Origin of the sequence: Burkholderia pyrrocinia, from assembly GCF_022809715.1 — a bacterium.
In the GTDB taxonomy this organism is placed as follows: domain Bacteria; phylum Pseudomonadota; class Gammaproteobacteria; order Burkholderiales; family Burkholderiaceae; genus Burkholderia; species Burkholderia pyrrocinia_C.
This window is the reverse complement of the sequence record NZ_CP094459.1, coordinates 1,164,320-1,183,190: the sequence shown is the minus strand read 5'-3', so window position 1 is coordinate 1,183,190 and position 18,871 is coordinate 1,164,320. Positions and strand designations below refer to the sequence as shown.

28 protein-coding genes are annotated in these 18,871 nt (G+C 62.1%); 7 read left to right on the top strand and 21 right to left on the bottom strand.

Annotated elements, in window-relative coordinates:
* Positions 1-99 precede the first annotated feature (99 nt).
* The 6 genes from MRS60_RS05670 (at position 100) to MRS60_RS05645 (ending at position 3,255) form a co-directional block, all read left to right on the top strand.
* Positions 100-570: a hypothetical protein gene (locus tag MRS60_RS05670; protein WP_243565360.1), complete on the top strand. Its 471-nt coding sequence runs from the start codon at positions 100-102 to the stop codon at positions 568-570.
* Between the two features lie 90 nt (positions 571-660).
* Positions 661-1,068 carry a PAAR domain-containing protein gene (locus tag MRS60_RS05665; protein ID WP_243565359.1) on the top strand — a complete coding sequence of 136 codons (408 nt, stop codon included), beginning with the start codon at positions 661-663 and terminating at the stop codon, positions 1,066-1,068.
* 4 nt (positions 1,069-1,072) lie between these two features.
* Positions 1,073-1,576, top strand: a complete 504-nt coding sequence (locus tag MRS60_RS05660; protein WP_131948531.1) for a DUF4123 domain-containing protein — start codon at positions 1,073-1,075, stop codon at positions 1,574-1,576.
* Positions 1,569-2,048 carry a hypothetical protein gene (locus MRS60_RS05655; RefSeq protein WP_243565358.1) on the top strand — a complete coding sequence of 160 codons (480 nt, stop codon included), beginning with the start codon at positions 1,569-1,571 and terminating at the stop codon, positions 2,046-2,048. Before MRS60_RS05660 ends, MRS60_RS05655 begins: the two co-directional genes overlap by 8 nt.
* Complete coding sequence (locus MRS60_RS05650) at positions 1,933-2,526, top strand: restriction endonuclease fold toxin 5 domain-containing protein (RefSeq protein ID WP_243565357.1); 594 nt, start codon at positions 1,933-1,935, stop codon at positions 2,524-2,526. The genes MRS60_RS05655 and MRS60_RS05650 overlap by 116 nt, the downstream gene beginning before the upstream one ends.
* Before the next feature lie 6 nt (positions 2,527-2,532).
* Positions 2,533-3,255, top strand: a complete 723-nt coding sequence (locus tag MRS60_RS05645; protein WP_131948529.1) for an immunity 52 family protein — start codon at positions 2,533-2,535, stop codon at positions 3,253-3,255.
* A gap of 37 nt (positions 3,256-3,292) precedes the next feature.
* On the opposite strand, the gene MRS60_RS05640 is transcribed toward MRS60_RS05645, so the two are convergent.
* The 17 genes from MRS60_RS05640 to MRS60_RS05560 form a co-directional block, all read right to left on the bottom strand.
* The gene (locus tag MRS60_RS05640) at positions 3,293-4,081 is read right to left on the bottom strand and encodes a DNA adenine methylase (protein WP_131948528.1); all 789 of its coding nucleotides are present in this window, start codon (positions 4,079-4,081) and stop codon (positions 3,293-3,295) included.
* Positions 4,082-4,250: 169 nt separating this feature from the next.
* Complete coding sequence (locus MRS60_RS05635; RefSeq protein ID WP_243565356.1) at positions 4,251-4,745, bottom strand: DUF2514 family protein; 495 nt, start codon at positions 4,743-4,745, stop codon at positions 4,251-4,253.
* Positions 4,742-5,236: a glycoside hydrolase family 24 protein gene (locus MRS60_RS05630; protein ID WP_243565355.1), complete on the bottom strand. Its 495-nt coding sequence runs from the start codon at positions 5,234-5,236 to the stop codon at positions 4,742-4,744. Before MRS60_RS05630 ends, MRS60_RS05635 begins: the two co-directional genes overlap by 4 nt.
* Positions 5,237-5,238: 2 nt before the next feature.
* Positions 5,239-5,523 (bottom strand): phage holin family protein, encoded by a 285-nt coding sequence (locus MRS60_RS05625; RefSeq protein WP_243565354.1) that lies wholly within the window; start codon positions 5,521-5,523, stop codon positions 5,239-5,241.
* A 72-nt stretch (positions 5,524-5,595) separates the two neighbouring features.
* Complete coding sequence (locus MRS60_RS05620) at positions 5,596-6,648, bottom strand: phage late control D family protein (RefSeq protein WP_243565353.1); 1,053 nt, start codon at positions 6,646-6,648, stop codon at positions 5,596-5,598.
* 10 nt (positions 6,649-6,658) lie between these two features.
* The gene (locus tag MRS60_RS05615) at positions 6,659-6,865 is read right to left on the bottom strand and encodes a tail protein X (protein ID WP_131945585.1); all 207 of its coding nucleotides are present in this window, start codon (positions 6,863-6,865) and stop codon (positions 6,659-6,661) included.
* Positions 6,840-7,721 (bottom strand): phage tail protein, encoded by an 882-nt coding sequence (locus MRS60_RS05610; protein WP_243565352.1) that lies wholly within the window; start codon positions 7,719-7,721, stop codon positions 6,840-6,842. Before MRS60_RS05610 ends, MRS60_RS05615 begins: the two co-directional genes overlap by 26 nt.
* 10 nt (positions 7,722-7,731) lie before the next feature.
* Positions 7,732-10,149, bottom strand: a complete 2,418-nt coding sequence (locus tag MRS60_RS05605) for a phage tail tape measure protein (protein WP_243565351.1) — start codon at positions 10,147-10,149, stop codon at positions 7,732-7,734.
* Between the two features lie 55 nt (positions 10,150-10,204).
* Positions 10,205-10,534 (bottom strand): phage tail assembly protein, encoded by a 330-nt coding sequence (locus MRS60_RS05600; protein WP_243565350.1) that lies wholly within the window; start codon positions 10,532-10,534, stop codon positions 10,205-10,207.
* A 93-nt stretch (positions 10,535-10,627) separates the two neighbouring features.
* Complete coding sequence (locus MRS60_RS05595; RefSeq protein WP_198107970.1) at positions 10,628-11,131, bottom strand: phage major tail tube protein; 504 nt, start codon at positions 11,129-11,131, stop codon at positions 10,628-10,630.
* Positions 11,132-11,141: 10 nt separating this feature from the next.
* Entirely contained in the window at positions 11,142-12,311 is a 1,170-nt protein-coding gene (locus MRS60_RS05590; RefSeq protein ID WP_243565349.1) for a phage tail sheath subtilisin-like domain-containing protein, read from the bottom strand.
* A gap of 78 nt (positions 12,312-12,389) precedes the next feature.
* Positions 12,390-12,845 carry a phage tail assembly chaperone gene (locus MRS60_RS05585; protein ID WP_243565348.1) on the bottom strand — a complete coding sequence of 152 codons (456 nt, stop codon included), beginning with the start codon at positions 12,843-12,845 and terminating at the stop codon, positions 12,390-12,392.
* A gap of 13 nt (positions 12,846-12,858) precedes the next feature.
* Positions 12,859-13,941, bottom strand: a complete 1,083-nt coding sequence (locus MRS60_RS05580) for a gp53-like domain-containing protein (RefSeq protein ID WP_243565347.1) — start codon at positions 13,939-13,941, stop codon at positions 12,859-12,861.
* Positions 13,938-14,507 carry a phage tail protein I gene (locus tag MRS60_RS05575; RefSeq protein WP_243565346.1) on the bottom strand — a complete coding sequence of 190 codons (570 nt, stop codon included), beginning with the start codon at positions 14,505-14,507 and terminating at the stop codon, positions 13,938-13,940. Before MRS60_RS05575 ends, MRS60_RS05580 begins: the two co-directional genes overlap by 4 nt.
* A complete protein-coding gene (locus tag MRS60_RS05570; protein ID WP_243565345.1) occupies positions 14,497-15,390 on the bottom strand; it encodes a baseplate assembly protein in 894 nt (297 codons plus the stop codon). Before MRS60_RS05570 ends, MRS60_RS05575 begins: the two co-directional genes overlap by 11 nt.
* Positions 15,387-15,731 carry a GPW/gp25 family protein gene (locus tag MRS60_RS05565; RefSeq protein ID WP_243565344.1) on the bottom strand — a complete coding sequence of 115 codons (345 nt, stop codon included), beginning with the start codon at positions 15,729-15,731 and terminating at the stop codon, positions 15,387-15,389. Before MRS60_RS05565 ends, MRS60_RS05570 begins: the two co-directional genes overlap by 4 nt.
* Positions 15,728-15,934, bottom strand: a complete 207-nt coding sequence (locus MRS60_RS05560) for a hypothetical protein (protein ID WP_243565343.1) — start codon at positions 15,932-15,934, stop codon at positions 15,728-15,730. Before MRS60_RS05560 ends, MRS60_RS05565 begins: the two co-directional genes overlap by 4 nt.
* A 90-nt stretch (positions 15,935-16,024) precedes the next feature.
* On the opposite strand from MRS60_RS05560, the gene MRS60_RS05555 reads away from it, so the two are divergent.
* Positions 16,025-16,813: a hypothetical protein gene (locus MRS60_RS05555; RefSeq protein WP_243565342.1), complete on the top strand. Its 789-nt coding sequence runs from the start codon at positions 16,025-16,027 to the stop codon at positions 16,811-16,813.
* A 36-nt stretch (positions 16,814-16,849) separates the two neighbouring features.
* Here the strand turns inward: MRS60_RS05555 and MRS60_RS05550 are convergent, their stop codons facing one another.
* The 4 genes from MRS60_RS05550 to MRS60_RS05535 are packed head-to-tail and all read right to left on the bottom strand — an operon-like array spanning position 16,850 to position 18,870.
* The gene (locus MRS60_RS05550; protein WP_243565341.1) at positions 16,850-17,530 is read right to left on the bottom strand and encodes a phage baseplate assembly protein V; all 681 of its coding nucleotides are present in this window, start codon (positions 17,528-17,530) and stop codon (positions 16,850-16,852) included.
* Positions 17,527-18,054 carry a hypothetical protein gene (locus MRS60_RS05545; RefSeq protein ID WP_243565340.1) on the bottom strand — a complete coding sequence of 176 codons (528 nt, stop codon included), beginning with the start codon at positions 18,052-18,054 and terminating at the stop codon, positions 17,527-17,529. Before MRS60_RS05545 ends, MRS60_RS05550 begins: the two co-directional genes overlap by 4 nt.
* Positions 18,047-18,574, bottom strand: coding sequence for a phage tail protein (locus MRS60_RS05540; RefSeq protein ID WP_243565339.1), 528 nt, complete (start codon positions 18,572-18,574; stop codon positions 18,047-18,049). Before MRS60_RS05540 ends, MRS60_RS05545 begins: the two co-directional genes overlap by 8 nt.
* A gap of 5 nt (positions 18,575-18,579) precedes the next feature.
* Positions 18,580-18,870, bottom strand: coding sequence for a head-tail joining protein (locus tag MRS60_RS05535; protein ID WP_243565338.1), 291 nt, complete (start codon positions 18,868-18,870; stop codon positions 18,580-18,582).
* Position 18,871: the final 1 nt, after the last annotated feature.

The following is an 18,871-nucleotide window of genomic DNA, read 5'->3' as shown; positions in this document are numbered from 1 at the left end:
ACGTGCACATACGCCGAGGTTCATCGGCTGATTCTAGAGGTGCTGCACCTGCGGATTACGTTGACCGAGATGAGCTCCCTTACCGGCGACGCTACTCGCATGATCGCGTACCTCGACCGGGCCGACGAGTTGAAGTACGCAGCGCCGCTGCGCCGCCTGTCGAACAAGATCGACAGGGAGATCACGCGTGCCGGCCGAATGGGCAACCCACGTGCGCCCATCGCACCTTTCTCCGACGAGTGGCGCGCACGTGAAGCCATGAAATGCAGGCTCCACGACGTCCCCGGAGAACCAGATCCCGGCTCCGACAAGGCGACCAAGTTGCCTGAATTCCAGCGCCTGACTTGGGCGGAATTGCGCGACGCGTGGAGCGCGGCCAATTTCAAGAAAAATCGATCGCTGACGCTAGAGCAGCGCTTCGTGTTGGAAATCGTGCATGTGCGCCGAACACTGCGACTTATGGAAAAAATGGTCTGCGCCGCCGAATTGGAACTGAAGAAGAACGGCTCCCCTGACTTGTTCGCGCTCGACCAGCTCCGTCGCATGATCGACAGCGCTCGCTTCGATTGACAATAGTTGACTGACTACGACATGGCCAACGGCCGGCCGGTCTCCGGGAAATGGTAAATTCATACGAAAACCACACCTACGAGAGAACATATGGCCCGAGCCATGATCTGCGTCGGCGACACGACGACGCACGGCGGCCGCGTGCTGGAGGGCAGCGCGGCCGCAACGATTGACGGAAAACCCATTGCCGGCGTCGGGCACAAGGTACTTTGCCCGCAGTGCAAGGGGGTCTTTCCGATCCTGCCCGCCACCGGGCGACGCTACCCGCACCAAATCGCAGGCCGGGAAACGGCCATCGAGGGCATGAAAACCGCATGCGGCGCAACGCTGATTGCCTCGCAGTCGTCTGCGACGCTAGACGACGTCGGAGTCGGCGAGGCATCGACCGGCGGCGCAGTCGCAGCTACCGCTGCCGCGTTGGCCCCTTCGCCGACGCTCTGCCTCGAATGCCTGAAGTCGGCAGCCGAGAATGCCGCAACGATGATCGCTCGCGGGTAGAACCATGACCGGCAATTCGATCGAAGCGTTCTACTTAATGCGGCAACAACAGTTGACCATGCAGGCGCACTTGTACGCCCTCGTCGACGGCCTCCTGTTCGAGGACGCTGCCGGCGGATCGCCCCCGCAGCGATCGCAGGCAGCCGTACCGCTATTCGACGGCACACCGGACGCATCACTGGCCGATGCGGGTCCGTGGCTGCTCGACTATGAGCGTGCGACCGGCAACGTGCGACGCTCGCTATCCGTGATGGCGGGCGGCTCGGCGGGTGTGTCCTGGCTGATCAGCGCATATCCAATTGAATCGCTCGCCGACGAGCTGCGTGGCCGGCTCGACGCGCGCTTGCCTGATGGCCGAACAGCCCTCCTCCGGTTCTACGATGCCCGTGTCATGGCCGACGTGGCATCGCTGATGGAATTCACTCAGCGCATGCAGTTCTTTGTTCCGACATTTAACTGGCTCATCGAAGTGAATGGAAAACTGAAGGGAGTGCACCCGCATGCTTGAGCTGACAAGCGAACAGGTTGCCGGCCTTGCCGAGATCGATGCACGCGGATATGTCGAACGCACCCGACTAGATCTCATCAAAGCGGACCCAAAGCTGGCCGACGACGACACCCTGCCGACGCGCCTCTGGAACGCATACGTCGCGGCCCGGCGACTCGGCATCCAGTCCGACGAAAATGTCGCTGCGTTTCTTCGAATCGAGGCATACGCTCCGAACTTCTACGAGAAGCCCGCAACACGCACGTGGCTTACTCGGCCCGGCCGCTCGGCCGACGAACGTTTTCACGATTACGTACGCGTCATCAAATGGCGCATCGAACATCCGCAATACAACGGGGGATCTCGAGATGGCGGGATTGGTGGTACCGATAATCGAAGCGGCGGCAGTGGAGCTTGGGCCGCTATTGGCGCGCGCTGGCGTAGCCTTGTTGGGCGGGGCGGCAGTGGCGGGAACGGGGAGTCTGTCGGGTGATACTCCAAAAGACCAGAGCAAGGCAAAACCGGACGTCCGAGCGATTCCACGCACAGGCGAGAGCTGCAAGAAGTGCCCTCCTGAACTTGGCGCGAAGATCCGTCGCAATCACGGGGTAAATTGGAACGCGTACCGCTATCAGGCGCGAATCACTGGCTTCGCGTTCGACACCGAAGAGTGCCGGTGGAGCGATGAATGGGACTGGCTCGGCACACACTTCGACGGGTTCCAGCCGGGTGAATGCATGCTGCAAGAGGCAAAGGGGAACTACGATCAGTTCCTCGACGGATCGATTCCCAAAGCTGAAAAGTGGTTCGATGGGTTTCGCACGATGGAAGAGCAGATCATCGAGCAAGGTGGTCTTACACGCGCCAATCCTCCAGCACGTCTCACTTGGTATTTCCAGACGCCATTGACGTATCGGAAAATGGCCCCACTACTCTCTCGCGTAGGCGCCTTGTCCGTCTACCAACCGTGATCGATTATGGAAATCAATGCAATGTTCCGCGACGCTTCGATGGCGTCCAGCGATTACTCGGAAATGCTTTCCCGACAATCACGTCTCGTCACTGCGCTGGCTGCGAAAGAGGGCGTGATGGCGCACACAAACTGGCGTCTGACGGGCGATTCTCTCGAAGAAGCAAGCCTGTATCCTGCGTTCGATGATGATGGCGCTCCGTCTACTGCAGCGCTCGCCGTTCTTAACGAGCGCGGCGGTCGCAAGAAACGCAACGTATCTCACGCCGCTATATGGAACGTCGAAGCTAGCGCAGACGACGGAGCGGCTATTTCCTGTTTCGTTTCGGATGCAAAGATACTCCCGGATCGCGTCTCACTCGATATTGACTCTCCCCGCTGCTGCGCATCCTTCAGCGACATGGCAGACATTGTCCGTGCCATTGTCGACGCCTTTCGCCCGCTTATCGTAGAAGTATCGCCAAAAGGCTACTTTGAGAAGCAGGTCTTCGACGACAAGCCCGGCGTCGGTTGGATGGTGTATCTACCGAAGGTCATCACGCAACAGCAGGTACCGGAGGCACGCGCCCTTATCCCGGTCCCGACTTCCGGAAAGCAAACCGGCACGATCATCGTCAGCGTTACAGACGCGACGTTCTCAGTCGACAATCCCGAGCATGTCGAGGCGGCGAATAGGATCGAGATCCGTCTCGTCGACCAAGATCTGCTGCCGCAATACGCAGATATCTGATAAAGCCGGCGCGGTCGACCGCGCCGGCGACATCCTGTTAGAACAACCCTGCCGGCTGCGCAGCGTCATCCCAACTGAAGATGATCAGTTCGTTGCGCTCGACACCTTTCCCCCCACCTACCGTATATTGAATCGGCACGGTCTCGATGTGGAACCCGTCGAATGCACGCCGAATATCCGGATGATCATTCAGGCTGACGATCGCCCGGCCCTTCAACGATCGAAGGCGCTGCGCCATCTTTTCGTATTCCCCAAACGGAAATGCCACGCCATAGCCCTCCGTCTCGTAGTACGGCGGGTCCAGATAAAACAGCGTGTGCGCCCGATCGTATCGATCAATGCACGCAGCCCAATCCAGCCGCTCTACGAATGTATTCGCAAGCCGCAGGTGCGCCGCTGACAGTTCCTCCTCGATCCGCAGCAGGTTCAGGCCCGGTGGCGTCGTCGTCGCCGTTCCGAACGTCTGTCCTTCGAGCTTCGCCCCAAAGCAACTTTTCTGCAGGTAGTAGAAACGGGCCGCCCGCTGGATATCGGTGAGGGTTTCCGGGAGCGTCTGCTTCAGCCATTCGAACACCTGCCGGCTCGTCAGTGCCCATTTGAACTGACGCACGAACTCCTCCAGGTGATGCTGCACGACGCGGTATAGGTTGATCAACTCGCCGTTGACGTCGTTGACCACCTCGACCTTTGCCGGCGGACGAAGGAAATACAGCGCTGCCCCGCCAGCGAACACCTCGACATAGCAGTCGTGTGCCGGAAAGCGCGGGATGATGTGATCTGCAAGACGGCGCTTGCCGCCGATCCAAGGAATGATGGGATTTGCCATTGTGAAAGCCGTTTTTAAACTTGGTGTAGAATCCGGCCCGCCTACCGGTAGGTAGCAGGGCCTTGGCCGATTCACTGGCACGCACAGTGGAAAGGCGACCGGGGAGCGTGTTCCCGCACGCCCCTCGGTCGCCCTGTTTCTCTCGAAGCCGCTCGGCTTCGATGCCGCATTAATGCGGCCGATTGAATTGCACGTCGCCGATCAACGCGTCGTAACTGCGCTCGCACTGTCGGCCGGCGATGCCGCGTTCGTCAGCGATTCGCGCCAACTCTCCCGCAGCTTCGTCAGTCCGGCCGAGCAGGTCGGCGAGCAGATCGAGGGCGTCGCCGGTTGCCGAGCTTCCGGCCGAAGTGCCGGCACGCCGGACGTCGGCAACAAGCGCGACGACCTGCTTGCGCAGCCCATCAGCAGCACCATCGGCAACAGCAGCATCAGCGCGTGCCTGATCACGTTCTTTCGCAGCATCGGTTGCGATCTCCAGTTGTGCCGCCAACCGGCGGCGAATTTCGTTACGCTCGGTCTTCAGGTCATCGATCTGCCGTGCCTGATCCGCGACTTTCGCGGACTGGTCAGCGTCATGGTGCCCCTTGAAATACCCGCAGGCCGAGCCGGCAATAACCCCGGCAACGACGAGCAGCCAGATACGCGGATCGATCCATGTCATGCGACCGTCTCCCCGCCGGCCGCACGATACGCGGCCAGCAAATGCTCGATGTCGTTCTCATGCTGGCCATACCCGGCCCCCGGCAGACTGGCCCACACGTTCGACACCTTCGCGATGGCTTCGCGAAACCGCCCGGCATCGATCAACAGCAATGCGCCGTGCTCGCGCAGCTGCTGCAACGCGTACCGATCCTGCGACACCGGCCCGAAATCCGGCAGCTTCATCTGCGCCTGATAGATCCGCCACCAGCGCGTGAGGATCTGGTAGCGGCCGGCTGCCGTCGACGGAACGCGGATCTGTCGGTTGAGCACGTTCGGATGCGCGGCATAGCTTGCGAACAGCAGCGGCCGCAATGCCGTCGCCCCGACCAGCACGTTGTAACCGTCGTCCGACTTAGCCAGCAGCGCCGAGCCGATCTCACTTACCGCGATGGTGTCGAGAAACGCGACCCGGTTCTTTCCGCCTGCGGCGGCAACACTGATACGCGCCATCTTCACTTCTCCCCGAACAAGCGCTTTGCATTCCGGCGCAGCAGCACTTCGAGGTACTGCGACCCCACAATGCCGAGCGCGCTCCCAAGGCCGAGCAGCGCGAGCGGCGGCAGATCCGGAATCTGCAGCAGCGCGAGCCCGGCCACCATCGACGTAGCCGACCCCAACACGGCACGGCCGGCGACGAGCCGAAGCGTCAATTGCTCCCCGCCGACCAACACCTTCGCGATGCCGATCAATCCGCCCATGACGATCAGCTCCAAAATGGTTTTCTCGTGGTCCTGCATTCCACCCCCATACAAAAATAAAAAGCCGCCCGAGTTGCCTCGAGGCGGCTGCCAGAAATTGATGTACGCGTGTTACTTTGGCGGCGACGGTACGATCAGGTCGACTTTCTTCGTCGGCTTCTTGCGATGGCCGACCTTCGCCTTGCCCTTGTTGCCGGCGTTCAGCTCGACCGACGTGTCCCATCCATTACCGGCATATGTGTGTCGTACAGAATCGACCAGAAAATCGCCGTCCGCCTCCTGCTTGAATCCAGATAGCTTCACGGTCTTCTCGGCCGATATGTCCGTGCGCCCCTTCATGCGCAGCACGCTGCGCGCGGTGTGCCGGTTCAGCTTCTCGAGACGCGACTTCGCACCAGCCTTCGCGGCCTCCGGACTGGCGAACGCATGGCGCTCGGTATGTACAGCGGCGGCGCCCGGCGGTGCGTCCGGGTTCGGGATCGTCAGGTCGATCTTCTTCCCCGTTTTCTTGTCGTGCACCTTCGTCCGTACGGCAACGAAGCTGGCACGATCAGGAAACGAGATCTCGTAGTCCGTCAGATCGTTGGGCGTCAACGTGATGGCCGGCAGCGGCTTGCCGCTTGCGCTCCTGCCGCCGCCTATCGGCCCGACGATCAGCTTGCCCGCCTTCACCGTCGCAGTTGCGCCGTACTGCCGCGCGATTCGCGTGATGAAGTGCAGGTCACTCTCGCCGAACTGATCCGCGCGCGGAATCGCCGCGTCGACCGAGCACGCGGCAACCCATTTGTTGCGCCGCGCGACGTCGCCGACGATGTCGGCCAGCTTCACGTTCGTCCAACTACCGTTGCGCTGCGTCTTCGATGTCGCCCGCATGTTGGCCGGCCGGCCGCGGATGATGATCGTCGCCGGCGGACCGCGCAGCACGATCTCGTCGACGGCATACTCGCCGAGCATCGACAGCCCCTGCCCTTCCCATCCGAGCGAGATCTTCAACGTCGCGCCCTTCGGCGGAAATCGGACCTTGCCATCCCGGTCGTCCAGCTCGATCTCGCATTCGTCGGCCTCAAGGCCCGGTTTGTCGGTTGTCTGGATCCGCAGCACGCGGTCCTGAATCACACGCGTGATGTCGTCGCCGTTCGCGACAACTTGGAAAATTGCCCGCATCGTCCCTCCGTCACGACCAGAGTTGAATCGGTTCGTCGCGCGGCATGTCGAGATCCGGCATCGTGATCAAGACGCCCGACCTGAACGGCTGCGGCTCGCGCGCGAGGCCGGGATTCGCTTCGTACACGGCCTCGACGGTGCCCTTCAACATCCCGTAATGGGCGTAGCAGAGCGTGTCGAGGATGTCCCCGTCAGAGGTTCGCAAAATCTTCGCCATAGCGGCCAAACTCCAGGCTGTAGGTTTGCTTACGGGGCGCACCGTCCGACATCAGCGCCTCCTGCTCTTCGTCGACGCTGTGCAGATACCAGCGCCCGAGCACATCGCCCGTGCCGGCCGTCAGCTGGACCGGCTTCAACTTCGCGCCGATCGCGCGCAGCGTCTCCAACTGGCGGAACCCGGCACCGAGCGACGGGAACACGACGCCCGACAGCGTGATCGTGTCGCCGCCTTGACTCACCGGCTGCTGCGCCTCTTCGCGATTCAAGCGCTCCTGCGACGCAATCTTGAAGCGCGTCGAACGCCGCAGCTTGTCGTAGGCCGCCGTCGACAGTCCGAAGTGGAACGCGTCCCCGTCATCCGTCGACAGCGTCAGCAGATGAGGGGTAGACGACGTCGCGCTATCGAACAGGCCGGAGAAAACCGAACTGAGGCCCGTCGTCTGCGCGAACGACTGCAACGCACCCATCGTCTGTTCGCCGACCAGCGCCGTGAACTGCGTTTTCGCGTCTCCCAACGCGCCCATGACCGACTGCGCGGCGGACTGGATCACCGGATGATTGACGCCACCGACCATCTTCAGCACACCGCTCACGGCCGCACCGGTTGCCGAGAAGCTGCGCATCACCGTGCCAATCTGCGGACTCAGATCGCCCGCCACCGACAGCAGGCTCGTCGCCCCGCGCAGTATGTCGGCGGCCGACGTGAGATTCCCCGTCGCCAGCTTCGTCAACGTGTCGACCGTGTTCTGACTCGCGCTCCGGTTCCGATCGAACACGCGCACCACGTGCCGAACGCGTTCGGACGCGATGCTCGCGTGCATTGCCGCCTGCGTCACACTCGAAATGAAGTCCATCCACTACCCCTTACAGATGCGGTGCGTCGAACATCGCCGACCGGTTGCTCTTGTCCATCGACTCGGTCATCGTTCGCTGAATCAGCGGATTGATGCGCGCGAGCAGCTTGTCCGCGATCTCCGCGTCCGTGCCGCCCTCGACCTTGATGTGGAACACCGGGGCAAACGAGTTTTGCTGCTCGACCTTGAACGGTCGCGACTGCGGCGAGTCCGGGCCGGCCGCCACCTTCGCGGCCGCCTTCGCCGCGTCGCTGTCGCCGTCCTTCGAACCCGTCGCCCACCGTGCCATCGCCCCAAGTAACTTTCCACCGGCGAACGTACCGATCGCACCGCCGAGAACACCACCAACCGCCACGCCAATCGGCCCGCCGAGCGCCCCGATACCTGCCCCGAGCTTCGCCCCGACGATCCCCCCTGCGAGCGAGCCACCGATGCTTGCGTACCCTTCCGCCTTGCGCGCGGACGGCTGATCGCTGCGTGCTACCGCATACGCATCCTTGGCCGCGAATGCGATCTTCAGGACACTACCGGCAACGGCTAATTTCCCCGCGTACGGTGCGATACGACCGGCGACTGCACGGAACGCGCCGATGACACGCCCGAGACGTCCGCGCGGCACGCGACCACCGCCCGAGCCACCGCCGGCCAGGTCACCAAGCAGGTCACCTGCTGCCCCACCGATGCCGCCACCGAGCCCCCCGCCCGGAAGGTTCACGACGAACACGCGCTGCACGCCCCCGGCCGCACCGCTCAATGCGTCGAGGGCCTTGCCGAGCCGCCCGCCACCTGCGCCACCACCCGCTGCGGCCCCGCCCCCGCGTCGTGCCATCCAGCCACCGCGCAAGATGTCGAACACCCCGCGCCCAATGTTCCAAGCAGCGCGTGCGCCGCGAACGGCAATGGCCGTGCCAATGACACCGACGACCGCCGCCGTCGCTCCGGGTGCAGCGTCCGACGCGCGCTGCACCGTTTCGCCCGCCCGCTTCGCGACCTTGCCGGCAAGATCCGTCACGGGCCGCAGCGCGTCGCCGATGCTGCGCATCGCGTCGTCCCACTGCTGGACGACTTCGCTCCAGATCTGCTTCGACGTTGCACGCCGATCGGCGAGATCCTTGTCGATCTCCCCATTCGCACCCGCCGCGTTGCGCTTCAGCTTCTGGTACAGATCGGCGTTCTGCATGTAGGCCGTCAACGCGGCTTTGACCTGCATGTCGTTGAACAGGTCGCCGGTCTTCATCGTGTCCTCGAAGGCCCGCATCTGCGCCTGACGCTTGGCGGGATCCAGCTCGCTGTTGAGCTGCTTCGCCACTGCTGCAAGCTGCGCAGCCTTCTTCGGATCGACACGTTCGATGTAGGCCCGCGCGAGAACAAACGACGCCTCAAGCGTCGACCAGCCCTTGCCGATCGCCTCCTTCATCTTGCCTTCGTAGTCGACGCCGGCTTTCTTGTAGTTGCGCTCCGTTTCGCCCGAACCAATCTTCGAAAACCAGTTCTTCAGGTTGTTCGCCGCCTCGTCGGCATTGCCGGCTGTCTTCATCTGGACCTGGAGCATCGCGCCGAGCTGCGTCACCGAGTCCTGCCCCGTGATGCCGATCTTCTTCATCTCCGCCAACAGCACCGGGAACCAACGTGCCATGTCGACAGACTCGAACGAGCCCTCCTTGCCGAGATACGCGATCGCCTCGAGCGCCTTCATCATCGCCTTGGGATCCGCGATGTTCGCGTTCTGCTGCAGCGCCTGAATCATCTGCGCGGTCTCAACGCTCGACGCACCCTGACCCACCGAGAATTTCGCGACGGCCGGGCCGAAGTTCATCGCACGATCGACGTCCATCCCGGCCGCGACCATCTGGTTGACGGCATCGGCCAGCTCGTTACGCCCCATGCCGTTTGACAGCGCGTCGCGGCGGATGCGCTCGGACATCGCGCGCTCCTGCTCGGTGCGCGCGATACCGGCCTTGATCGCGATATCCCGGATGATTGCCTGATACTGCGCAGACACTGCGGTCGGCACCGCAACGGCCGCGCCAAGCTTCACTGCGTCACCGGCAGCACTGCGCATACCCTCGCGGCCGGCGGCCAGACGCTCATGGCCGGCGGCCTTCAGCTCAAGCCCCCGCACGGTGCGGCCGAGCCGCGCATACGCGCGGTCGAGCCGATCCACCTCGAAACCGGCATCACGCAGCGCACGCACGTTGTTGTCCAGCTTGCGCCGGATCCCGTCCGCCGCGCTGTCACCCGCAAGATGCAGCCGGCGAAACTCCTCTTGCAGTTTTATCGTTTCGCCGATCTGCCGCTGCCACATCCCGCGTTCACTCGCCGCTTTGCGCAATCCCGTGATCTTCGAATTCGTATCGGCAAACGCCTTACCAAGCGTCGCCGACACCGCACCGCCGATGACGATGCCAAGTGCAATATCGCGTGCCATATCAGTCTCCGCTCAATCAGTCAGCCACCACAACAAATCGTCGATCGTCATGTCGTCAACCGACTGCGGCTGCGTTCCGTACTCCTTCATCAGTCGCCGAGCCAGCGCCTTCACCGTCTCGATTGGAAGCCGGACGAACGGATCGAAAGGATTCGTACGCACGCTGCATGGTGTCGTAATCCACCATGTCCATTGCTTCGATGTCATCGGGGGCCACGCCGGCAAGCGCCGCAAACAGCACGATCTCGCGCAGTTCGTCGTCGCCCTGCGCCTGCTTGCTCGCGCTGCGCATATCGCGCACCTTCGGGCGCCGCATCACCAGCTCGTCGCGCACAACGCCGTCGAACGCCACGGGGTACTTCAGCTTGACCTTCATCGTTTCCATTCAACACCTCACAATTGACAAAGGGCGGTCCACTGACCGCCCCTCGAACTATCGAGAAAGTTACTTTGCCGGCGTTACCGCCGGCCGCAGCGCTTACATGCCGAGCGCCTTGCGCACGTCGGCGAGCTGGTCAACGCCGTCGATGATCCGGATCATGTTGAGCACATCGATTTCACAGATCACCGAGCCGTCGATTTCGGCCTTGTAGTACGTCAGCTCGGCTGTGTACTTCAGCTCCGACGTCGAACCCGGCTTCCAGCTACCGGGATCGTATTCGGACAACATCCCGCGCATGATGAGCGCGACCGACTTCACCTTGCCGCGCGTGTCGCGGAACGCGCCGCGAAACGTCGCATTGAACGCGTTGTTATCAGCGAGGCCGAAGAATTTCAGCACGTCGCGCTCGACACTCCCCATCGAGAACGCCGCCTGCAACCCCTCCATGCCCTGATCGATCTTGACCGGTGCGTCCATACCACCCGCGCGATAGTCTTCCGTCTTGATCTTCAGCTTCGGCGGACTGAGTTCCGGCGCCCGGCCGGCAAAGCCGCGCCCGTCGACGTACAGCGCCATGTTGTTGAGAGTTTCCGGGACCATGAGTCACCTCTTACGATTGCGTGTCGAGAACTTCCGTCAACCACTCGTTCGTGACTTCAAAGCGGAAGATCGGGTTTTCTGCGGGCGGAACGTCCGTGAAGCGGATGTTCCAGTACACCTTGCCCTGTTCGAGCTGCGACGCCGAATTGAGCTTCGGATCCGGATACACCTCGAAGTTGATAATCGCCCCCTGCGCACGCAGATCGCGCATGAAAGCCTGCAGCCCCTCGGTGACGTCCTTGACGTACGTCGCGGTAATGCCTCGATCGACTGCCCACTTGTGGCCTGCCTGCACCGCATCCATCACGATGTCGAGCGTGCGTACGCGTGTCACGAACGACCACTTCTGATCAGCCGACAGCGTCCGGTTCCCCCACAGGCGATAACCGCCGTCGCGGATGATCGTCGTGATGAATGAGTTGTTCAGCAAGTTCGCGCGGCAGGTCTCGTCGCCGTCGAGGAATTCGATCGGCCGCTTCGTGCCGCTGATCCCGACGATCTCCTTGTTCGACGGCGACGCCCAGAAGCCGATCGCCGCATCAGTCTGGCAGAAGAGACCCGCAGCGTACGACGATGCCGGTGCGTCGACGTCGGCGTTTTTCGCCGTGTCCCAATACCGCACACCGGGGTCGACCATGTACAGACGCTTGCTGCCGAAGTTTTTCGCATATGCAATCGCGTCCTCGTCGGTCTTGTTCGGACCGTCGATGATCGCGATCGCGCGCAACTTCGCGGCGAGCGAGTCGGCCGCCGTGGCGACCGGCTGCTTCGACGTGTGTCCCGGCGCGATCAGCAACCGCGGCTTCAGGTCGAATAGCGATTTGCCGTCGAGCAGCGCCTGCATGCCGGTGCGTGCACCGCCGGTCGACACGCCACCGATGATCGCGGACGTCAGCTCGGCGTCGGTCTGATCGGCCGGGACGCCGACCGCTACCATGACCGTCTTGCTCTGCTTGTAGATGCCCTGAATCGCGCGCGTGATCGCGCTGGTCTCGCCGAATGCCGCAACCGCATCGTATTCGCTGGTGATCCGCACGGGCACGTTCGGTGCGACGAGGTCCGCGCCCGGCGTGTAGGTGTCGGCGATTCCGACAACCGACGTCGACGGCACCGCGATCGTGCGCGGCCCCGTGTCGACCAACACGGTCGTCACGCCGTGATAGAAAGAAGTAGCAGCCATTCAGATCTCCGAGAAAGCTACAAATAGAAAGGCCGCTCAATTTGAGCGGCCTCACATAGGGATGAATCGAAAGTCGCGTTACGCCGTCGCCTTGGGCTGGGCAGCCGCGAACAGCGGTGGAGGTGGCAGATCAGTGTGCGGCCAGCCCGGAAGATCGCTGGCTTCCCGGAGCGACTGCCGATAACGCAGCAGCGCCGCAAATTGATCCGCCGTGAGGGACGTTCCGTCGCCAAGCAGTTGTTCGTCTTGATGTCGAGAGACGAGCCAGTCTGTCGCGTGCAGCGCCACGTCGCGCTCCATGCGTTTGGCAAGCGCAACTGCAGCTCGGGTTGGTGCGGGCGGATCGACCAAAACGACCCGCATTATTTCGTCGAGCGTCGCGCGTTTCCCATGTGATGGCGCTTCAACCGCAGCACGCCATTCGTCGTCAGATATCTCGACAACTTTTGCATCCGCCGGGGGCGGGCTGTCGATGAAGTCGTAAAACGCTGTGATGTTGCCTTGAACGTCAAAGGCTGCGAATTTTTGTCCCATAGGTCAAGCTCCTTCATATGCCGATTGCGAGCATCGACAGGGCAATCTCGGAGTAAGACGTGCCGTTGGCGAACGACGCCACTGGAACGCCGGATCGGGTGTAACTACCGAGATTGACGCCGGTTACCACCTGCGTGTTATTGGATAGCTGTGCCTGCGCGCAAATGTGAAATGGCCTCGACGGAAATGCGATTGGAAACGTCCACGTCGTATACCCAGCGGACGAGGTGACAATCCCTCCCCACTGGATAATCAATCCGCTCGGCAGCTTCTGATAGCCGTTTGGGGCAAGCGACGCCCCGAACAGCGAACTCCACTGCAACCCGGTCGAACCGCCCATCACTTCCCAATTACCCGGTCCGTAGGCCGAGATGGAAAGGTTGTCCCCCGCTCCCACCACGATCGACGTTATCGAGCCCCCCAAAGCTGAAAACTTGTCGTTTCCAGCCGTCTGAATCGTGACTGGATAGGCGGATGCGTTATAGAACCGCATGCCGACTCCGGACGGATACGTGCTGACAGCCGGAAGCACCTGGGTGAATGGTCCGGAATTGCCGTACAGAACAACGTCGGCCCCGGCATATGTCACGTCCATAATTACCGGAGCGCCGGCCGTCTTCATGCTCGAAGCGCTACCAAGCGCCCGCTGTAACGCAGCCATCGTTGCCAGTCGCGTGCTGCTGTCGAACTGCGGCGGCGTCGGTCCCTTCGGCGCTCCAGTCAGAACCGGCGAATCGATCGGTGCCTTCAGTGCGAGCGCGGAAGTTATCGTCGTCGCGAAGTTCGGGTCGTTGCCAAGCGCCTTCGCCAGCTCACTCAATGTGTCGAGTGTTTCGGGTGACTGGGCGACCAGCGCGGCGACCTTCTCCGCGAGATCAGCATGCGTCGCATACTGCGGATGCGGATCAACTGCCGCAGTGTGAGCGTCCAAGTTACTTTGTCCCGACTCGATCGCCCTCTTCAGATAGCGCGAGCGGTTCGCGAGCTGCTTCGCCTGCAGGTTGTCGATTCCGTCCGGTCCGCCGACAACGGGGTCCGACGTTTCGAGCTGATAGATGCCGTCCTCCCATCGCTCGATCTCAATCAGATTCGTCATGTAGTGATACTCCCTCTCGTGTATTGCCCGTTTCGACGTGCAACACCGTTGTGTCGAATCGCAACGGCTGAATAGTCGAGTACGGCTAGCTTGCTGCGCGCTGGTGCGTAGCGCTCGATTGCCTGCCAGAGCTTGTCCGCCTGATCGCGAGTAATCGGCACTCCGAGCTTCACGATGTACTCTGCCCACGCACTCGCCTTGCCGTGCAGTTGCTCGCCGTTACGAAGGATCGAGCCATCGCGCCGACGACCGCTGCGTCCCTCGATGATCGTTACCTCGCCAAAACCGAGCCGCCGAATCACCTCACGCACCGCCCACGGCGTTCCTTTCTTCCGGTGCAGCGCCATCGAGCCCTTCACCAGCGCTCGCCGAGCATCTTCGGATTCCGCTAGCTCCCAGCCGTCGACGGCGAGCGCCCATGCGAGCCATGGCAACCATGCGGTCGGGCAACGATCCGCGTCCCACAACGTGCGCAGTATCTCGGGATCAACGCTCGGTCGCATCACGCGCGCGAGCGCCGCTTCGAGCGGTGTCTGGTTTGACGGTAGAAGAGGCTCACGCGTCATCGGCCTTCACCTCCAGATTGATGCTCGTGCAATGCGCAAATTCGCGCGGGCCACACACGACGCCGACGACTGGCGAGCGCAATTCGATGCGCGTGACGCCGCTGTCCGGCGCGTGCAGCGCTCCCTCGATGGCGGATCGCGGCATTCCGGCACGAAGCCGTCGCGACTTCGCTACCACGTTGTCGAGTACTTTTCGCCGTGCGTCGAGGACAATGTTCGGATCCGGGCCGCTGCCGACATAGATCAGCGCATCGATCGCGTATTCGATCTTGATCGCCGGCTCGACCAGAACCGTGTCGTTGAGCGGGCGAACCGTCTCGGGCGAAACCTTGGCGCGGACCAGATCGAGCAATGCCTGCTCCGGTACACCGTCACCGCGCGCGGACATGATCGTGAGCCGCACCGTGCCCGGTTCAGGCCGGTCGACAGCAACATCGAGGACGTCAGCCGACGCATCCATCGCAAGTGCGCGATATGCCGCGAATGGCCCCGCAACCGTCGCGCGCTCCATCGACATCTGCGTGCGCAGCTTCAGCCGGTCGTCCGATTCCATCCGCCGCTCGATTGGCGGATTAGCCTCCGGGTCGCCGGGGTCGACAACTGCCCGCTCTGTGTCCTGCAATGCAGCCAGATGCTCCAGGTCCGCCCCTGTAGAGAACGCGAGCATCCCCGCACGCGCCGCGTCGTTGACGCGCACTGCCGCGCGGATCTCGTCATACGCTGCCAGCTCGATCAGCTTGACGACAGGATCCGACTTCAGCGCCGCCGTCCAGTCGGGATAGATCGATTTGAAATACTCCAGCTTCATCTGGAACGCCGCCTCGAAGTCGAGCACCTCGACGAGATCGGGCGGATCGAGCGAAGCGAGATCAATGATCGTCATGTTGAAACCTCGATTTCAACGGCCGAGCCGTCGTATTCGCCACGGATCGCGAACGTTGCCTTGCCGTCGATGACCGACAGCACCTTGACCTGAGCGAGCTTGATTCGCGGCTCCCATCGGCCAATCGCCCGCGCGGCCTCGGCCTGTGCCGCCGATATCCATCCGCGCGTTATCGGAAGGTCGACCATCAACGGAAGGTCCGAACCGTATTCGGGCAATTCCCGGCGAGTGCCCTTGCGCGTGCTGAGGATGTCGCCGAGACTCTGCTTCAAGTGCGCGATGCCACTGATCGGCGCACCCGTCCATCGGTCCATGCCGACGAGCGCACCGGTCCGGCTCATCCGCGCTCCTCAAGCCGCTTGAAGTCAGGGTGCGCGTCGAGGTATTCGATATGCGCAGCAGTTTTTGCGATCGCTTCGCCGGAAAGGACGTGCAAAACATCGCCGCTCGGAAACACGATCACGCGGCTACGGAACCGCGTATCGAGAAACGTAACGGTCGACGAAACCGCGCGAGCAACCGGCTGCAGAATGTCTTTTGCCATGATGACTCCCTCAAAAACAAAACCCCGCAGAGGCGGGGCAAAGTTACTTTCTCTAAAATCACTCGAAAATCACGACCACGGACGGACGCAATGAGCACCGCAGATACCGGCAACCAAACGACAACGTCGACTCCCAAAACTTTCTCTCTGTGGCGCTTTCTCGATGCACTGACGCGTCACCCAGCGATGCTGGTGGTTCTCGGTTTCTTTCTTACCGGCATTGTGGGCAACCGCCTTACACAGAAAGTCGACGAAGACAACAGGCACCGAACGGCAGTTACGAAAGACTTCGATTCCCTGCGGTCATCGATCGACGATTTACGATCGTCCTTTGAGTTATATGCATCGGGAGTCAAACACCTGATGATGACGCTGCAAGTCGGCGAAACCGGCGAGAACCGCCAGCAGGCTCTAAAGGACTACTCCGCGGCGTACGCGCAGTGGGTGCAGCACCGAGTGACCGACTACACCTTGATCGAACAACGCTTTGCTGACGCAGATGGCGGAGACATCGTCGTCAGCGTCGGCAACCTTCTAGAAATAGGCACCGAGCAACTTGACAACTGCATTCAAAGGCACCTTACGCGACCCGATGGGCAAAAGCTCAAATCTGATCAGTCGCTCGAATGCGAAGCAATGTTCCCGGTGTCCGCATACAACGTCTCCTCGCGACTCCTATCGCTTCGCTTGTGCATGAGGATGCTAGCGATGAGCATTCGGCCGCTGCCCGCCCACGATTTCGATCCACTTCCCGCCCGCAGTTTGCAAACAGACCAATTTCTTCGGCGAATGGACAACGCCTGCTCGCCGAAACAGCTTGCCGGGCTTGATATGCCTTTGCGTAACGCGACCCCGGCCGGAACTTTCGTGAAGCCATAAGTGTGTCAAGCGCGACGTATGGTCCAAGCATGCTGCCTAGATCGGCGACGAAACAGCCGCCCCGTCCCCCTGCTCCATATGGGAATGTTTGAGGAATGACTTGCCGCCGATTTCGACGTCGTCCGTGTAACGCGCCCCGCCCTCGACCTGGACGGCAGGGCCACCGTCACCGCCACCCTTGCCCTGCATCCCGCCGTTGAACGTCAACAGCTTCTCCGTCGTCGTGTTACCCGTGAACGTCGAATCAGGAACGTCGCCGAGCAATTTCTCCGTGCGCAACGTCACGCCGTCAGCACGTAGCTCCAGCTCCGTTGTGCCGATGCGAAACACGATGCGCCCGCCTGCCGGGACATCGACGCGGTATTCGTGCTTCTCGTGGTCATAAACCTCCGACGCACCGTCCGGGTAGTCCCACGCCGTCTCGTTCGGATTGGACCGCGCTGAGCCGCCATGCTGATCGGAGTAATATCCCGGAGCCGCGTACGCGCCGGCCAGATCACCGGACGGCGCGAACATCGACGCCTGTTCGCCGACAGACGGCGGACGCCAAAAGCGAACCACGCCCGCTGCCGCCGTCTTCCACGGCATCCAGTCGCTGACCCAATCGCCGATCCGCACACGGCACTGTGGTGGCTGATACGAGACGTTCTCGACAGTCCCGTGTTGCACCATGCAGGCCATGCGGCGATCGATCTCGCCCAGCTCGTAGTCGCTCATAGTTCGCCGCCTCCGGCCGCCGCAGGATTCCAGTACTGCCCCTCGTTGCCCGGTCCAATGTCTGGGTCAACGCCCCATACGATCGCCCGCCCGTCCGGGATCTCGTCCAGTTCGATCCCGAGGCCGAATTCATGGGTCCATTCGACGAGCCACACACTGTAGGTGTCGAGCTGCGGACGGAACGGATCCTCCGCAACCTGCACGACCTTACCCGGCGTGATCGGCAACTCCCACGTGTTCCCGTGCACGACCATTGCGACGCGTGCCGCAACCTCGCGCACGGCCAGCTCCGCGCCGTCGTCGATCGGATCGAACACAACGCGGGCCTGCATGCGTGCAATCAGTGCCACGTCGCCGGTCCCATCGTCGTGACCGGGTTCGAACTCGTTCAGCTCGATCGCGATCAACGGCGTATCGATCTTCTGGCCGAGCCGCGGATATGCCTCGATTCGCTTCATCGTGGGCAGCTTCGCGCGCATGCCGCGCTCGATTGCCTCATGTAGCGCTTTCAGGTTCTCAAGCACGGCGCATCACCTTCTGCAGTTCGTAGTTCACTTCCTGACGGAGAATCACCATCAGCCGAGCCTCGCATGCTTTCGCGGCCCGCCGAAACGCCGGGTCGCCCGATTGCTGCCACGCCACCGTCACCATCCGGTATGGCATCCGCTCCTTGCCGACGCGCTCGTAAATCGGCCCGTCCGGCTTGCGATTCGTCTGTCGCCACGCGCCCTCGAACGACTGGCGGCCGACTCGCATCCCCTTGCGCGTCTTCGTCGCATTGCCAAGGCGATGCGCCTCGATCGGGTTCAGACCGAGCCACACCTTCCCGGTATCAGCCGAGCGAAGAAAGAAGTAGAGGCGGCGACGGATCACTTTCTGCGGCATCTTCGTCGCGGCCCCGACCTCTTTCGCCGTCTGGCTCTTGATCCACCCCGCCGTCTTGCGCAACGTCCGTCGCCACGCTGCCTGCATCGCGGACGGCGATAACCCTTGCAGCACCGCCGTCGCCTCTTTGATGTCGATTTCGATCTTGAGATCGTCCATATCGCCTACTGGAGAATGAGGACTGTCCAGCCGGTGCCGTCCGGATGCGCTTCGTGCACGCGGTAACGCTCCCCGCTCGCGATCAGGATGCTGCCCTGCCGTACCCCGACAGCATCGCGATCACGCACATGGAACACCGGCGCAACCAGTTGCGTACGCTGGCTACCGAGATCAGGGCCGAGCCAAGGCGACGCAAACATACCCTCGACGGGCCGGCCGTCGATCGTGATGTCCGCGTCGCCCAGGTCGCGCAGCACCGCAGCGTCGACGTCCGAGATCAGATCCCGGAACGCCATG

Coding starts and splice junctions, on each gene's coding strand:
- MRS60_RS05670 (WP_243565360.1), top strand. CDS start 100: ATGATCGCGTACCTCGACCGGGCCGACGAGTTGAAGTACGCAGCGCCG.
- MRS60_RS05665 (WP_243565359.1), top strand. CDS start 661: ATGGCCCGAGCCATGATCTGCGTCGGCGACACGACGACGCACGGCGGC.
- MRS60_RS05660 (WP_131948531.1), top strand. CDS start 1,073: ATGACCGGCAATTCGATCGAAGCGTTCTACTTAATGCGGCAACAACAG.
- MRS60_RS05655 (WP_243565358.1), top strand. CDS start 1,569: ATGCTTGAGCTGACAAGCGAACAGGTTGCCGGCCTTGCCGAGATCGAT.
- MRS60_RS05645 (WP_131948529.1), top strand. CDS start 2,533: ATGGAAATCAATGCAATGTTCCGCGACGCTTCGATGGCGTCCAGCGAT.
- MRS60_RS05640 (WP_131948528.1), bottom strand. CDS start 4,081: ATGGCAAATCCCATCATTCCTTGGATCGGCGGCAAGCGCCGTCTTGCA.
- MRS60_RS05635 (WP_243565356.1), bottom strand. CDS start 4,745: ATGACATGGATCGATCCGCGTATCTGGCTGCTCGTCGTTGCCGGGGTT.
- MRS60_RS05630 (WP_243565355.1), bottom strand. CDS start 5,236: ATGGCGCGTATCAGTGTTGCCGCCGCAGGCGGAAAGAACCGGGTCGCG.
- MRS60_RS05625 (WP_243565354.1), bottom strand. CDS start 5,523: ATGCAGGACCACGAGAAAACCATTTTGGAGCTGATCGTCATGGGCGGA.
- MRS60_RS05620 (WP_243565353.1), bottom strand. CDS start 6,648: ATGCGGGCAATTTTCCAAGTTGTCGCGAACGGCGACGACATCACGCGT.
- MRS60_RS05615 (WP_131945585.1), bottom strand. CDS start 6,865: ATGGCGAAGATTTTGCGAACCTCTGACGGGGACATCCTCGACACGCTC.
- MRS60_RS05610 (WP_243565352.1), bottom strand. CDS start 7,721: ATGGACTTCATTTCGAGTGTGACGCAGGCGGCAATGCACGCGAGCATC.
- MRS60_RS05605 (WP_243565351.1), bottom strand. CDS start 10,149: ATGGCACGCGATATTGCACTTGGCATCGTCATCGGCGGTGCGGTGTCG.
- MRS60_RS05600 (WP_243565350.1), bottom strand. CDS start 10,534: ATGGAAACGATGAAGGTCAAGCTGAAGTACCCCGTGGCGTTCGACGGC.
- MRS60_RS05595 (WP_198107970.1), bottom strand. CDS start 11,131: ATGGTCCCGGAAACTCTCAACAACATGGCGCTGTACGTCGACGGGCGC.
- MRS60_RS05590 (WP_243565349.1), bottom strand. CDS start 12,311: ATGGCTGCTACTTCTTTCTATCACGGCGTGACGACCGTGTTGGTCGAC.
- MRS60_RS05585 (WP_243565348.1), bottom strand. CDS start 12,845: ATGGGACAAAAATTCGCAGCCTTTGACGTTCAAGGCAACATCACAGCG.
- MRS60_RS05580 (WP_243565347.1), bottom strand. CDS start 13,941: ATGACGAATCTGATTGAGATCGAGCGATGGGAGGACGGCATCTATCAG.
- MRS60_RS05575 (WP_243565346.1), bottom strand. CDS start 14,507: ATGACGCGTGAGCCTCTTCTACCGTCAAACCAGACACCGCTCGAAGCG.
- MRS60_RS05570 (WP_243565345.1), bottom strand. CDS start 15,390: ATGACGATCATTGATCTCGCTTCGCTCGATCCGCCCGATCTCGTCGAG.
- MRS60_RS05565 (WP_243565344.1), bottom strand. CDS start 15,731: ATGAGCCGGACCGGTGCGCTCGTCGGCATGGACCGATGGACGGGTGCG.
- MRS60_RS05560 (WP_243565343.1), bottom strand. CDS start 15,934: ATGGCAAAAGACATTCTGCAGCCGGTTGCTCGCGCGGTTTCGTCGACC.
- MRS60_RS05555 (WP_243565342.1), top strand. CDS start 16,025: ATGAGCACCGCAGATACCGGCAACCAAACGACAACGTCGACTCCCAAA.
- MRS60_RS05550 (WP_243565341.1), bottom strand. CDS start 17,530: ATGAGCGACTACGAGCTGGGCGAGATCGATCGCCGCATGGCCTGCATG.
- MRS60_RS05540 (WP_243565339.1), bottom strand. CDS start 18,574: ATGGACGATCTCAAGATCGAAATCGACATCAAAGAGGCGACGGCGGTG.
- MRS60_RS05535 (WP_243565338.1), bottom strand. CDS start 18,870: ATGGCGTTCCGGGATCTGATCTCGGACGTCGACGCTGCGGTGCTGCGC.